Origin of the sequence: Acinetobacter portensis, from assembly GCF_023158935.1 — a bacterium.
GTDB lineage: Bacteria > Pseudomonadota > Gammaproteobacteria > Pseudomonadales > Moraxellaceae > Acinetobacter > Acinetobacter faecalis.
In genome coordinates this window covers 20,108-32,198 of record NZ_CP096121.1, presented here as the reverse complement: position 1 = coordinate 32,198, position 12,091 = coordinate 20,108, and the positions used below count along the sequence as shown (strand labels likewise).

At 39.4% G+C, this 12,091-nt stretch carries 14 protein-coding genes and 1 pseudogene; 8 read left to right on the top strand and 7 right to left on the bottom strand.

Going from position 1 to position 12,091, the window contains the following annotated elements; genetic code table 11:
- Positions 1-148: 148 nt before the first annotated feature.
- A protein-coding gene (locus tag MZO21_RS12935; RefSeq protein ID WP_100243228.1) for an IS5 family transposase occupies positions 149-971 on the bottom strand; the annotation gives its coding sequence in 2 pieces (ribosomal slippage) (positions 149-589 and positions 591-971; 822 coding nt in all).
- A 54-nt stretch (positions 972-1,025) separates the two neighbouring features.
- Between MZO21_RS12935 and MZO21_RS12930 the strand changes: the two genes are divergently transcribed.
- From MZO21_RS12930 to MZO21_RS12915, 4 genes are all read left to right on the top strand, one after another.
- On the top strand, positions 1,026-1,481 hold the full coding sequence (locus MZO21_RS12930; RefSeq protein WP_248103676.1) for a DUF2726 domain-containing protein: 456 nt from the start codon (positions 1,026-1,028) through the stop codon (positions 1,479-1,481).
- 111 nt (positions 1,482-1,592) lie between these two features.
- Positions 1,593-2,054, top strand: coding sequence for an H-NS family nucleoid-associated regulatory protein (locus tag MZO21_RS12925; RefSeq protein WP_042892477.1), 462 nt, complete (start codon positions 1,593-1,595; stop codon positions 2,052-2,054).
- 242 nt (positions 2,055-2,296) lie between these two features.
- Positions 2,297-2,626 (top strand): hypothetical protein, encoded by a 330-nt coding sequence (locus MZO21_RS12920; protein ID WP_099143611.1) that lies wholly within the window; start codon positions 2,297-2,299, stop codon positions 2,624-2,626.
- A 201-nt stretch (positions 2,627-2,827) separates the two neighbouring features.
- A complete protein-coding gene (locus MZO21_RS12915; protein WP_248103679.1) occupies positions 2,828-3,466 on the top strand; it encodes a hypothetical protein in 639 nt (212 codons plus the stop codon).
- On the opposite strand, the gene MZO21_RS12910 is transcribed toward MZO21_RS12915, so the two are convergent.
- Positions 3,382-4,635 carry an IS256 family transposase gene (locus MZO21_RS12910; protein ID WP_151303100.1) on the bottom strand — a complete coding sequence of 418 codons (1,254 nt, stop codon included), beginning with the start codon at positions 4,633-4,635 and terminating at the stop codon, positions 3,382-3,384. The two genes, MZO21_RS12915 and MZO21_RS12910, sit on opposite strands and share 85 nt — an antisense overlap.
- A gap of 154 nt (positions 4,636-4,789) precedes the next feature.
- Between MZO21_RS12910 and MZO21_RS12905 the strand changes: the two genes are divergently transcribed.
- Complete coding sequence (locus MZO21_RS12905; protein WP_015589625.1) at positions 4,790-5,686, top strand: RTG family carbenicillin-hydrolyzing class A beta-lactamase CARB-16; 897 nt, start codon at positions 4,790-4,792, stop codon at positions 5,684-5,686.
- A gap of 43 nt (positions 5,687-5,729) precedes the next feature.
- On the opposite strand, the gene MZO21_RS12900 is transcribed toward MZO21_RS12905, so the two are convergent.
- The 3 genes and pseudogenes from MZO21_RS12900 to MZO21_RS12890 all read right to left on the bottom strand — a co-directional run.
- On the bottom strand, positions 5,730-6,182 hold the full coding sequence (locus MZO21_RS12900) for a PH domain-containing protein (RefSeq protein WP_099143610.1): 453 nt from the start codon (positions 6,180-6,182) through the stop codon (positions 5,730-5,732).
- 240 nt (positions 6,183-6,422) lie between these two features.
- Positions 6,423-6,887, bottom strand: a complete 465-nt coding sequence (locus MZO21_RS12895; RefSeq protein ID WP_099143609.1) for a hypothetical protein — start codon at positions 6,885-6,887, stop codon at positions 6,423-6,425.
- Between the two features lie 97 nt (positions 6,888-6,984).
- A pseudogene (locus MZO21_RS12890) lies at positions 6,985-7,977 on the bottom strand (DNA cytosine methyltransferase); the annotation flags it as partial.
- 73 nt (positions 7,978-8,050) lie between these two features.
- On the opposite strand from MZO21_RS12890, the gene MZO21_RS12885 reads away from it, so the two are divergent.
- From MZO21_RS12885 to MZO21_RS12875, 3 genes are all read left to right on the top strand, one after another.
- Positions 8,051-8,593 carry a hypothetical protein gene (locus MZO21_RS12885; RefSeq protein WP_248103681.1) on the top strand — a complete coding sequence of 181 codons (543 nt, stop codon included), beginning with the start codon at positions 8,051-8,053 and terminating at the stop codon, positions 8,591-8,593.
- 49 nt (positions 8,594-8,642) lie between these two features.
- A protein-coding gene (locus MZO21_RS12880) for an IS3-like element ISAba14 family transposase (RefSeq protein WP_248129698.1) occupies positions 8,643-9,775 on the top strand; the annotation gives its coding sequence in 2 pieces (ribosomal slippage) (positions 8,643-8,895 and positions 8,895-9,775; 1,134 coding nt in all).
- Between the two features lie 335 nt (positions 9,776-10,110).
- On the top strand, positions 10,111-10,557 hold the full coding sequence (locus MZO21_RS12875; RefSeq protein WP_248129697.1) for a zinc ribbon domain-containing protein: 447 nt from the start codon (positions 10,111-10,113) through the stop codon (positions 10,555-10,557).
- 79 nt (positions 10,558-10,636) lie between these two features.
- Here MZO21_RS12875 and MZO21_RS12870 read toward each other — a convergent pair whose 3' ends face one another.
- Positions 10,637-10,870, bottom strand: coding sequence for a hypothetical protein (locus MZO21_RS12870; protein ID WP_024160719.1), 234 nt, complete (start codon positions 10,868-10,870; stop codon positions 10,637-10,639).
- Between the two features lie 195 nt (positions 10,871-11,065).
- On the bottom strand, positions 11,066-12,076 hold the full coding sequence (locus tag MZO21_RS12865) for a hypothetical protein (protein WP_024160720.1): 1,011 nt from the start codon (positions 12,074-12,076) through the stop codon (positions 11,066-11,068).
- Positions 12,077-12,091: the final 15 nt, after the last annotated feature.

The following is a 12,091-nucleotide window of genomic DNA, read 5'->3' as shown; positions in this document are numbered from 1 at the left end:
TATCAATCACCGTTAAAACTATCTAATATGTTTAAGAAGTTTAAGCACCCTTTAAAATTTGTTATGTATTAGGTTTATGGAAACGATTTTAAATTCCTTATTGTTAAAATTCTTAATTTATTCATTATTAGATCTCTTGCGAAAGTCATTATTGCAAGTTTATCCGGTTTACCAATGCAGCGATTAAATTAATGCGTAAACCGAATCTTTTCCGTCTATTTCGATAGCGTTCACTTAATATTCTAAATCTTTTCAATTGACTATTGATATGTTCGATCACAACTCGTATTTTTCCAATCATTCTATTGTACTTTTTCTCAGCCTTAAATAAGGGGGAATTCTTCTTTTTCTTTATGGGCATCAATAATTTAAAACCATCCTGCTCTAATCCGTAGTACCCTAAATCGGTCATAACATATTCACAATGTTTGAATTTCTTAACCGTTTTTCTTGCCAATTTAATATCATGCTGACTGCCATTCGATATATCTAGCCCTATGATTTGTTTGCTGTTCGGATGATAGATCACTTGTGCTTTTAGCGTATGTTTCTTCTTTTTACCACTGTAGAACTTACTCTGATTTTTTTTTCGGACGTTCTATTGAACATTCTGTCGCATCAATAATGACCCAGTTAAAGTGTTCGTCTGCTGTGGTAATGCTTCGTTTTGGCAGAGTAAAACGTCTTGATTTCATCAATGCATCTTCAACCTTTTTAATGGTTCGATTCACATTACTTTCAGCGATATGGTAATTTGCCGCTAATTCCAGTTGAGTGCTGTAGTTCCGTAAGTAATTGAGAGTTAATAACAACTGATCCTCTATATCTAAAGTATGAGGACGACCTGATTTCTTTTTGAGTGATTCTGCTTTTTCTAAAACCTCGACCATTTCAGTAAAAACTTGTCGAGGTACGCCAACCAAGCGTTTGAATTCAGAATCTGAAAAACGATTTAATTTCTGATATCTCATGAAATTTATATTGAGGTGGTTTTTACTTTCGCAAGAGGTTTATTGTTTTATATAGTGTTTAAGTTCATTTTTGCTTTATGTGGCGTATTTCGCAAACCTAAAACTAAAGCCAAAAAGAATTCACCAAAAGGCTATCGTAAGCCTCAAAAGAATCAGGAGCTTGTATCTAAAAAAGTCCTTATAAAAGACGAGATTATAATGCTTGATGCACTAGAACAGGTCATTCCATCACGCAACATTTTGGTGCAAGTAAGCATGAGTGCTTTTATGACCACGCAAAACATAAGTATCCGAAATCAGTTTTCTAGGCTTTACGTGGATTATTTGATCGTTGATGAAGACTACAATCCTATATTATCTATTGAGCTTGATGGGCATTATCATAAATATACCCAGGATAAAGATAAAAGGCGTGACGAGCTTTTGAAGAGTGCTGGCATTCCTGTCATTAGGTTTAAGGAAATTCCCGACATAAAAGTTATAAGAAAAACCATTTCAAGGTATATTTAGGTATAAATACGATTAACTCTAATTGATTTTAATAATGTAATTGTGTAAAAATGGTTTTGTCGTAAGAGATATTTTGAATTAATTTTCAAATATATTTCTAAAGGTTTAATCATGAACAACTTAACTCGCAATACTGGAACTAATGACATGTTAAATGTATCAAAACCAGAAAATGTTGCTCAAATGTCACCTGTTGAACTTCAGACTTATATTGAAGAACTTCAACAACAACTAGTCGTTAAAGAAAACCAAGCTTTTCACGATGCTGTTAGTGCCATTAATGCAATCATTTCAGAAAAAATTACTGCCGATGGTGTTGTGGACATCCATACACTTAGCGAATATCTAAAAAACAACCACATTGAAACCACAAAAGTTGAGCCTGTAAGACGTCAAAAACGTAAGCTTACGCATGAATGGGTTCACCGTGAGAACAACAGCTTACGTTGGGCTGGTCGCGGTCAAGTAATCAAATGGTTACGTGAAGAAATGACTGAAAAGGGTTTTGATCCTACAGATAAAGAAGCAGTACGTAGTTATTGCGAACAAAATCTAGACCTTAAAGAGATTTAATCTTTAAAACTAGTGAAACCACCGTAAAAGGTGGTTTTTTTTTGCCACTATATAGTGTCCTTAAGCGATACCCTAGTCTATTAGCTTTCAGCCCATAACAAGAAAATTTGCAATTGGTATATACTTAAACCGTTTTTATAAAGGTCACGTTATACAACGGACTAGTTTTAGTTAAATTTTGGTATATACATTATAAGTATATGTGACTATACCTTTGCTTATGTTTCGCTGGAGGCGATTAAATGTCATTCAAAACTCTATTATTAACTGGCTTATTATCTGTAGGTTTGGTTTTAGTTGGTTGTAGTAAAAAAGAAGAATCAACATCTCAATCAAAACCTATTCAACCAGATGAACAAATTGACAAAGTAGATCCATCTGCAGACTTACAAGCAGCGCGTGAAACTTATGTCGATAATGAAAAACCTTCAAAAGTTGAGGGCCACGATTTTGATGCACATCAAAAAACTGCAGAACAAAATCCACCAAAAGAGGTCGAGCAAAATGATATGTCTTCTATGCTGAACGCTGCAGCTGCAGATGCTCAAAAACAAGCAGATCAAAACAAATAACAGCACATAAGCTTGGTACATCTTTAAAGGGGATTCGTTATCCCCTTTTTTAATGCGCCTTTAAAATACTTTTTAAATTCCCTTATTAAAACTTAACTAAAACAGTGATTCATTTTAACTAAAAAAACTTTATACCCCACGACTTAGTTATAATTAACCAATTAAAACGTAATTAGATAAATGCGTTAAGGAGTATTAAAAATGGCATATGAATATAACTCGCAAGATAAGCGGTTTGAATTCCCTAATCCCTACCGAATAGAAAACATTTTTAAAGTGATCGGTGCCATCGTTTTTATGCTGGCTGGCCTAAGCTTAATTTTCAGTGCAAAAGGTCTATTCAGTAACGGTGTATTTGTTGCACTACCACCGCTTATAGTTGGTCTAGCAATGTTCAGTTATGGCGCTCTACTGCTGACCACAGGCTTATCAAACCTAAAGTTCTACTTTGGTCGTGATCAACCAGCCGGACTTGCACAGGAGTTATCCATTCAAGAAACTGGTGCTTATCCTGGTGCAACCGATATTAAAGAGATCCTACGCCAAAGCGCTTTGATTTATGAAGAACCAAAAGGCTCAGTGAACGGGATTCTATATTCACTGTTCCCTAATCTTATTTTTTCGCCATTATTCATCCGTAACGCTGCAGAAGCTCAATTTCAAAATGCGATTGTTTTTCTGATTACCTTAGTGAGTGCTCTAATCGCGTATGTGGGCGCAATCACCGAGTTATGGTCAAATCTGGTGTACGAGCATCAGGCGGTTTTCCTGTCTGATTGCTCCATTACTTGTTCGCCGTCTTGGAATTTAACGTTATTGACCACGAGGGTTAGCAGTTGAAATCCTTTCAGGCGGTTCCAGCGCTTCTGCGCTGATTGCAGCAATTTATAAACCATTGCTAGGGTTGTGTTTCTTGAACCGCAATTGCGGGTTTTGCTGGTTCTTAAACGTACTGTAGCGAAGGCAGATTCAATTGGGTTGGTGGTGCGTATACTCACCCAATGTTCTGCTGGAAAATCGTAGAAAGCCAACATGCTCTCACGGTCTTTAGCTAAGCATTCCATTGCGCGTGGGTACTTAGCAGTAAACCTTTCCAGCGCTATATCAAAGGCTTTATGAGCCTTCTCACGCGTCTCTGCCATCCAGATATCATGCAGTGCTTCTTTTACTTTGGGCTGTACTGCTTTGGGCAGTTTGTTGAGCACATTGGCCGTTTTATGCACCCAACAGCGTTGTTGTTTGGTCTGCGGATAGACCTTACTCAGGGCTTTCCAGAAGCCCAAGGCGCCGTCAGCTATTGCCAGCTTTGGGCAGGTCGTAAGCCCACGCGCAACCAGGCCATTCAGCAGCTCAAGCCAGCTGGCTTCAGACTCGCGATAGCCTTCCTCAACGGCAATCAGCTCCTTGCGACCATGCTCTGTCACGCCCATCACCACCAGCAAGCACAAACGGTCATCGAGGCGGACGTTGCTGTAAATACCGTCAACCCAAAGGTACGCGTAGCGCTTGTCACTCAAATCGCGCTGTCGCCACTCTCGGTGCTCATCAATCCAGCGTTCCTTGAGCCTGGAAATGGTGTTAGCTGACAGACCTTTGGCATTCTCACCCAGCAAGGCTGCAAGGGCTTCTTGGTAGTCTCCAGTGGAAATACCTTTGAGATACAGCCACGGTAATAACTCTTCAACGCTGCGGGCACGCTTGAGGTATGGCGGTAGCAGTGCGCTGGTAAAACGAATACCAGAGCCGCTACGATCACGCACTTTTGTCACCTTGATATCAACATCGCCAATGCCCGTTTGGATGCTGCGCTCAGGCAAATAGCCGTTACGCACCACAGCTTTGCGGCCATCGGGTAAACGCAGTTCTTCATGAGCTTGCAGCAGTTGCTGCAGCTCTACTTCAACTGCTTGCGCAATGAGCTGACGAGCACCATTACGCAATAAAGCAGTTAGCACATCAGTGCCAGTTTCATCTGGTTGTGAAAGAACATTCAGGGTAATATTTGTCATGGCGTATCGCTCTACTGTTAATTATTTCTTGGAGGAAACAATCAACAGGATACGCCACCCTCTTTTCCCCTCATACACCACAAATGACTATAGCTCTTGTTAAATACATATTATATAATCTAAAAATTTGATCCAGAAGGAAAGTTAACTCATCATGGACGTACGTAAACACAAGGCTAGTTTTTTTAGCGTAGTAATTACTTTTTTATGTCTCACGCTATCATTAAATGCTAATGCAACAGACTCAGTACTTGAAGCGGTTACCAATGCTGAAACTGAATTAGGCGCTAGAATTGGTCTAGCTGTGCATGATTTGGAAACGGGAAAACGTTGGGAACATAAATCTAATGAACGTTTTCCTCTAAGTAGTACCTTTAAAACACTTGCCTGTGCAAACGTTCTTCAAAGAGTTGATCTAGGTAAAGAAAGAATTGATAGAGTTGTGAGATTCTCTGAAAGCAATCTCGTTACATACTCACCTGTAACAGAAAAACATGTGGGTAAAAAAGGGATGTCGCTCGCAGAGCTGTGTCAGGCCACATTATCAACCAGTGATAATTCAGCTGCCAATTTTATTCTACAAGCGATTGGTGGACCTAAGGCTCTAACGAAATTTTTGCGTTCCATTGGCGACGATACTACGCGCCTTGATCGCTGGGAAACAGAACTTAACGAAGCGGTGCCTGGAGATAAGCGAGACACGACAACACCAATTGCAATGGTAACGACACTTGAAAAGTTACTAATTGACGAAACACTATCTATCAAATCTCGTCAACAACTAGAATCTTGGCTTAAAGGTAATGAGGTTGGCGATGCATTGTTTCGTAAAGGCGTTCCAAGTGACTGGATAGTAGCAGATAGAACAGGCGCTGGTGGTTATGGGTCGCGTGCTATTACTGCGGTGATGTGGCCTCCAAATCGCAAGCCTATCGTAGCCGCTCTATACATTACAGAGACAGACGCCTCGTTTGAAGAAAGAAATGCTGTCATTGCAAAAATTGGTGAGCAAATAGCGAAGACAGTATTAATGGAGAATAGCCGTAACTGATTTATTTATAGTTCGATGCCTGTATAGCGCATCGATCTATAGGCTAATTCTTTATCAGCCCATTATTATCATCGGTTTTTAATGCTGGTACACGTTCTTGTATTGCATGATAGAACCTATCTTTGTCTTTTGGTGATATCACTATGCTACCACCTTCATATCCTATCTCAATCCTATCTAAAGACAGTGCTGGAGCAGATAAAGTACTACTGGTAGGAGTGATATTGGTAATGTCTTTCAATGAAATGCTCTGAGTAGAAAAACCATTTTTCACTAACAATGTGTCAGCTGTCAAAGTGTACTTTATATTAAAAAACAGTACCAATAGCAGTAACGCAGTTGGTATGGTAAAAAGGCTAATAAATATTATTCTTTTAACAGAACTATTGTTATACATCCATTCCCATACAGGCACCAAAACGAGTAGTAAACTAGAACCCAATATTAAAAACGCCAACCAAAAATCAATCTTTGATGTAAATATAGTACTTATCATAATTTGTTAACAGAAAGCCTTCAGTTAATATTTATGTTCGAAGATCTCGGCTCATGTACACCACGAAGTACACTTCCATTATTTTAATAGATGTATTTACTAGCGTATATAGCCTACAGCAAAAGGTTCAAGTCCTCACTAGGGAACCGAACCAGTGAGAACACTTAATTGATTTGCTATTAGTGTGAGAAAAAAGGGTGACGACTTTGCCACGTAAGGATTTTTAATGGCAACCAGAAATTAATAAGCGCCTAAAATGAGATAATTACCATTATTAAGTTTTATGAAGTTGTTTTTGCGAGCTAGTAAGGCTGCAACTTTACTGGAATAATCGGGGGACTTCATCAACTCAGGCCACATAAATTGTAGCAACTCCTCATCGTTTAAATCATGCTCCAAGTTGTCAAAATTCTCTTTTGCGTCGGTACTGATGCTAATCTCAGCATTACGGATCATAGTGATAACTTCACTAGCATGCTCTTTTACTTCACCACTAAGCTCATAAACGACACCTAGCGCATCCCACTCTAAGGCGTCATTAAAAAGCGGCTTCCAATCAATAGATGCTGGGTCAGCACTTTCACTTTGCACACGCTTATATTGGCTTAGAATAGCTTTAATAGCTTCTGCGCTAAAATCACTTACAAGTTCATGCTGTCCAAATTCCTTAATAAAATCCTGTGTATTTGATCCTGAGGTAGTCATATCTATAGCCCTTGATCTTGTTTTGGTGTGTTGATTGTAATACTAATTTGGGACAAGCCATACTTATATAAGCTTTGAAGGTATATAAAGCCTTGGCTCAAGCCTCGTTTAACATTCTAACTAATGCTTTACCTATTGCTAGGGCTAGATTTACAGGAACAGCATTTCCAATTTGTTTATAGACCTGACTGTCTGATCCAGCGAACTTCCAATTGTCAGGAAATGTTTGAATTCTGGCATATTCACGAGTCGTCAAAGGACGGCTGTCACTAGGATGACATCGCTCTGTTTGCTTTTGTGCGGGAGTGCATACTAAGGTTAGGCTTGGTTCATCCCAAGACAGTCGTCTTGCCATTCCGGTTTTGCCGCCACCAAGATAGAAGCTTTTCATCATATACTCTTTTTGTAGCTCTATCGGCAAATCTCGCCAATAGCCGCCTTCAGGGACGAATGACATGATTTCTGCTTTGCGTTTTGGGTATTTTTGACCAGAGGACTCAGGAACGTCATTGTCATAAAGCTCACCAGCTTTAAGGGCGTCTTTTACAGTTAATACTTGATGGTAGACTGAAGGTTTTTTAAAGGTAAGCTTGTCATAAATATCGGCTCGAACCCCTATAATGATAAGGCGTTCACGCTTTTGAGGGACTTTATAGAATAAGGCTTTATAAATATCATTTTCAATGATTTTATAGCCAAGATCTTCTAAGACCTTGATAATGGTGCTGAGCGTTCTACCCTTATCATTCTCTTTTAGGCCTTTAACGTTTTCGGCTAAAAACACTTTGGGTTGAATCTCTTTAATGGCACGAGCCATCTCAAAAACGAGCGTTCCTCGAAGGTCTTCAAAGCCCAAACTCTTGCCCGCATAGGAAAACGGCTGACAAGGAAAGCCGCCAGTGAGTAAGTCAACTTTATCCTTTAAGTGGGTGAAATCTACATTTGCAATATCGTCTTCAACCACGTTCCAGTCTGGGCGATTGGTACGAAGGGTATCACAAGCATATTTGTCTTTTTCATTAAGTAAGATTGACTTAAACCCTGCTTGCTCAAGTCCAAGTGCCAAGCCGCCAGCTCCAGCAAATAGCTCCGCATCCCCCAATACAGGTGCTTGGCTTGGGATTGTTTACAACGCCATTATTTTGATTGTTTTATTGCGTCCTATGGCTAATCCGAACACAGGTGCACAAGAAATTGGTTTATCTAAGGTCATTGGTTTGGTTTTAGTTGCCATTCTTGGACCTGTATTGGTACCTATCCTTACCCAACATGCAGTTGCGCCTATTTGGTTGCCAAGCATGGATAAAGCCATTTTTACGTTAATTGCAGCGCTGATTGCGATTGCGATATTCTTCTTGGCCGTGGTTGCTCAAATGGTAAAACAGCCACCACAAGCCAGTGCTGGAGTCGTTCAGGATAGTTTGAGTATGAATTGCCAACCAATGCAATTGTTTGATGAACTTGAACGCCATCTACAAAAGAATTGGGAAAGTGCTATTCCTAACAGAATCTATTCACGCCAGTTGCCAGTTATCAACTCTAGCAGTAAAAACGGTGCTTTTGAGGGTGAGATCTTAGAAGAAACTCAACCAGTGCCAATCAATACCCTTCGTGATATGACATTGAGCTCATGCTTCAAAGAAGAAAAGTATCGCTGGTTAGCCATCAGAGGTGGATCAGGAAATTTGAACAACACTTATAAGTGATATTTTGCTCCCCAAATGATGTTATAAACATCAATATATGGAGTATTTTATGGCACGTAGACCAAGAAGAAATCATTCAAATGATTTTAAAGCTAAGGTAGCACTTGCTGCGATTAAAGCAGAAAAAACACTTGCTGAATTGAGTGCTGAATTTGATGTTCATCAAAACCAAATTATCGACTGGAAAAATCAACTGATTTCAGCTTCCTCGCAAGCTTTCGATCAATCAAAAGCTCCAACAGAACCACCCATCGATCTAAAAAAACTACATGCAAAAATCGGTGAGCAGGCATTAGAAATTGATTTTTTAGAAGGTGTGTTGAAGAAACTGGGCCGCTTCAACCACAAAAGTTAATCGATGACTCACTTCAGATTTCAGTATCTAAGCAAGCTCAGCTGCTGAAAGTCTCCCGTGGTTGTTATTACTATCGCCCAAAACCTGTGAGTGCATCAGATCTGAAGCTGATGCGCTGTATTGATGAATTACATATGCAATACCCTTTTGCAGGTAGCCGTATGATGCGTGATTTGTTGAATCGTCAAGGACATCATATAGGACGACGTCATACACGTACTTTAATGAAGAAAATGGGTATTCAGGCGTTATATTGCAAACCAAATTTAAGCCAGGCTAATCAAGCTCACCGTAAATATCCATATCTGCTCAAAGGGTTGGCTATTCAGCGCAGTAATCAAGTGTGGTCTACGGATATAACGTATATCCCTATGGCAAAAGGCTTTGTTTATTTATGTGCTGTGATTGATTGGCATAGCCGCAAGGTACTTGCGCATAGGGTATCGATTAGTATGGAGGTGGATTTTTGTATTTCGGCTTTAAATGAAGCGATTGAAAAATATGGTCGACCTGAAATATTTAATACAGACCAAGGCAGCCAGTTTACCAGTGATGCATTTATTGATGTATTGAAATCAAATGGCATTCAAATCAGTATGGATGGTAAAGGTCGATGGGTAGATAATGTGATGGTTGAACGATTATGGCGGAGCGTTAAATATGAAGAGGTGTATCTCAAAGCTTATAGCAGTGTCACAGATGCGAAAAAGCAATTAAGTGCATATTTTGAGTTTTATAATTTGAAACGACCTCATTCGAGTCTAGACAAAATGACACCAAATGAGTTTTACTATGATCAGCTACCCCAACAAAACAAGGTGGCTTAACTAGAGCGGAATATCACTTATAAATACGCTTTTAGTTGTTCAAACAAGTGGGACCACCTCTCATCCTCAATAGTTTTGGATTGTTAAGTTTTATTGCTTCAGTCGTTTTAATGACTATTTTTGCCAAAGGTCTATATAACGGAAGCTATCTGGATTTTAGCGACTTCACTTATGGTTTCTTTGGTGTATCGATGTGGATCTTAGGGAAGTTTTGTTTTGAGCACGGTAATTACCTATGGAGCCGTTTTGACTTTGTATCAAAACTAATATGGGTTGAGGCTAAAGGTAGCTATCAATTGTCTCAAATAAACTTTGGCCGTTACCTTGACGACAGCGTGAAATCACAAAAAGAAGTCATCAATGTTGAAACCATGACGTTACGTGTCTGGTACGCTGAAATTAGCACAACGACCTTCGGTAAATATCAAAACCGTGCGATCTTGAGCATGACTGCTTGTACTGATGATGCTGTTGTACTGAAAGAGCATTTAGCCGACTTTGCCAAAAGCCAAAGCATTGTGGTTGCCCCAACGTCTGAAGCAGATATTAACCGCATGTCATCTATGAACCAGATGAATAGCGCAATCAATAAAAGCTCACCAAGAACACATGGTACACATCTTGGATTGATGAATAACCCTGAAACACACGGTCAGGATCTATCAGATCAAGTACCCGTGATCATCAAGCCGAAAAAGAATATGTTTTGTGTGAAATGTGGTGAACCACTTCAGGACAATATGCTGTTTTGCCCTCAGTGTGGTACCAAAAAAGAAAGTTAATCGTTAAAAAAATAAAGGAGTGGATTACGAATGTGGTCCACTTTTTTTTGACATCAAAAAAATAATTAGACTTCTAAAATTAAGAGTTTAATTGAGCATTGACATATTCTTCGACAGAAAATCCCTTTACGCCAGTTTCTATAAGTGCATGCACAAAGTCTGAGAACGTCACTGGAATGTACCCTACTTTGAATAGTGCCTCATTCAACTCTTTGTACTTCAGAAAAACTTCTTCTTTATGTTTTTTCTTCAGCTTAAACGTGGACGGCAAATCTGCCACTTGCAGATCTTGAATTTTGATTGGGTTGTTCATAGCGTACCCGGTTGCTTAAAAGTTGCGAATTTAAACTATTGTAATGTGAAAATTAAAAAATGCAGAATAAATCTGCATTTTATTGTTTCATTTTTTTAAGATCTATTTGATAAACAGATGCTTAAATTAGTATTCTCAACCAAAAGCCAATTAATAGCGGATTAACCAAAATCAATCCGTTTCTTATTGGTATGTTTAATGTGTTGCTTCTGGCGTACCAAATGCATCAGGACTTTGCGGTTGATATTGTGGTTGCTCACCACCACTTTGTTGAGCTTGACCAGGTTGACCAGCTGGAGTAGTAGTCTTACGTAAAGCTAAGTCCTTCATGATGTCTTGACAAGACATGCCCCCTGTTTCGTATAAGTTGTACGCAACAGGATCTTTTTTAGGATCTGGCGGTACACACTCCAATTCAGGTTCACTAGCAGTTGCAGAATCGGCATTCATTTTGTCCAGTTCGGTAGAAATCAATGTCAGATCGATGTCACTTGGCGTAATTGGACGACTGCTGATCTGCAAGCGATAAGTCATAGACGGCGTTAGCAGCGCATATAGTTCGCGGATCTGATTGGCCATAAGCGCAGGATTTTTCATTACGATTTTTTGGCATAAGAAAAGGTGCACGTTGTTCGGGCTACAAACACTTCCTTTACGCTGACTTGATTGTGGGTTTTGGGCATCCACTTTCAAGGGGTAGACTTCAATGTAAACTTCATACGGCGTATCTGGCTTAAATTGGAAGTTCTGCAAACTAGAAACGACAGTTGAATACGGTTCTGACGTATCTTGTGCATGACAGAATACTTGTGGTGCGTTACAGTCAAAGTTACGACTAATACGGTCGATAATTTCATTGCGCTGAGCAGCCAATTTCATACTTTCTTCTTTTACTCGTCTTGCAACTTCACTCTGCAGTCGAGCTTCAAGTTCAACATCGCTTTGTTGTGGACGTTCAACTTCGATGTTTTGATTGCCAAAAATAACCACAGCAACTAACAAAAAGAAAAGAACACCACCGCCAATCAAGATTAGCTTTTTATGCTTAGCAAAAAAGTTTTCATCAATGTCTACTTTTTTGCCCTTTTTTGCTGTTTTGGCCGGCTGTTCAGGCTCACTTACATGTTCATCATCGGGTTGGGGTTTGAGCGCTTCTTCAGCTTCCTTCCCGATGTTGTCCATATCATCTGGTTCGTGATTACTCATTTATTCACCTATTCA

What these genes read in the sequence shown, in the direction of transcription:
- MZO21_RS12925 (WP_042892477.1), top strand. Translation starts at nt 1,593, where the DNA reads ATGAACAACTTAACTCGCAATACTGGAACTAATGACATGTTAAATGTA.
- MZO21_RS12920 (WP_099143611.1), top strand. Translation starts at nt 2,297, where the DNA reads ATGTCATTCAAAACTCTATTATTAACTGGCTTATTATCTGTAGGTTTG.
- MZO21_RS12915 (WP_248103679.1), top strand. Translation starts at nt 2,828, where the DNA reads ATGGCATATGAATATAACTCGCAAGATAAGCGGTTTGAATTCCCTAAT.
- MZO21_RS12910 (WP_151303100.1), bottom strand. Translation starts at nt 4,635, where the DNA reads ATGACAAATATTACCCTGAATGTTCTTTCACAACCAGATGAAACTGGC.
- MZO21_RS12905 (WP_015589625.1), top strand. Translation starts at nt 4,790, where the DNA reads ATGGACGTACGTAAACACAAGGCTAGTTTTTTTAGCGTAGTAATTACT.
- MZO21_RS12900 (WP_099143610.1), bottom strand. Translation starts at nt 6,182, where the DNA reads ATGATAAGTACTATATTTACATCAAAGATTGATTTTTGGTTGGCGTTT.
- MZO21_RS12895 (WP_099143609.1), bottom strand. Translation starts at nt 6,887, where the DNA reads ATGACTACCTCAGGATCAAATACACAGGATTTTATTAAGGAATTTGGA.
- MZO21_RS12885 (WP_248103681.1), top strand. Translation starts at nt 8,051, where the DNA reads ATGGCTAATCCGAACACAGGTGCACAAGAAATTGGTTTATCTAAGGTC.
- MZO21_RS12870 (WP_024160719.1), bottom strand. Translation starts at nt 10,870, where the DNA reads ATGAACAACCCAATCAAAATTCAAGATCTGCAAGTGGCAGATTTGCCG.
- MZO21_RS12865 (WP_024160720.1), bottom strand. Translation starts at nt 12,076, where the DNA reads ATGAGTAATCACGAACCAGATGATATGGACAACATCGGGAAGGAAGCT.